Here is a 1027-nt window from a genome sequence, read left to right as displayed (position 1 = left end):
GGGGCAACACCGTCGCTAATGTTCGGCACCACCCATTAACCCTGCGTTGGTGACTAGGTCAGCAGTGGGCACTAATGTCTGATTTCATGTGTGTCATCTACAACGAGCAAATGGCCGATCTTGCCCACCTGCTGGGCGAGATGGCTGGTCTGGCGGGTTCGGCGATGGACCGGGCCACCCAGTCACTGCTCCAGGCCGACCTCACCCTGGCTGAGTCGGTGATCAGCGAGGACGAACGGATCTCCGAAATGATCACCGACGCCGAGGAGAAGGCGTTTGCCCTGCTTGCGCTGCAGGCACCGGTAGCAGGCGATCTGCGGCAGGTCGTGAGCGCGATCCAGATCGTCCAGGATGTGAACCGAATGGGCGCGCTGGCGCTGCACGTCGCCAAGGTGACCCGTAGGCGCCACCCCAATCACGCGCTCCCCGAGGCGGTGAACGGCTACTTCGCCGAGATGGGCCGCATCGCGGTGAATATGGGCGAGAGCGCCAGGGAGGTGCTCGAGACTCGCGATCCCTTGCGCGCCGCCCAGCTCAATGAGGACGACGAGGCGATGGACGATCTGCACCGTCACCTGTTCACCCTGCTGATGGACCGCGACTGGAAGTACGGCGTCGCCGCGGCCGTCGACGTGACGCTGCTCGGCCGCTACTACGAGCGCTTCGCCGACCACGCAGTGGAGATCGGCCGTCGGGTGATCTTCCTGGTCACCGGCGTGCTACCGCCGGACGTCGACACCGAGGCCTGATCCCGGCGAAACCGCTCCCCGGACCAGGCAAAACCAGGGCACGCACGCGAATATCCCCGCAACGGGACAAGGCACGCGCCGCGCCGTCGCTCCGATCGCCGGATCCACTGGATCCAGGCGCAAACCGGGGACGACGGCGCGGCGGTCATACAGCTCGAACAAGTTACATTTGCCGACAGAGCGAAAAAGGCCCGCGCCGTAGCGCGGGCCTTTCCCATTTCAGCCGGTTCCGCTGATTTCGCGAGCACATGGGTAACTCGCCGGGTACGGGCTCAGGT

At 64.8% G+C, this 1027-nt stretch carries 1 protein-coding gene; it reads left to right on the top strand.

From position 1 onward, the window contains the following. Positions 1 to 86 precede the first annotated feature (86 nt). Positions 87 to 749 carry a phosphate signaling complex protein PhoU gene (phoU, locus tag ABZW16_RS44035; RefSeq protein WP_354962117.1) on the top strand — a complete coding sequence of 221 codons (663 nt, stop codon included), beginning with the start codon at positions 87 to 89 and terminating at the stop codon, positions 747 to 749. The last annotated feature ends 278 nt before the right edge of the window (positions 750 to 1027 follow it).

Source organism: Nocardia sp. NPDC004604, from assembly GCF_040609795.1.
Lineage (GTDB): Bacteria > Actinomycetota > Actinomycetes > Mycobacteriales > Mycobacteriaceae > Nocardia.
Note: the sequence above shows the minus strand (reverse complement) of the source record. Positions and strands in the feature narration are given on the sequence as shown.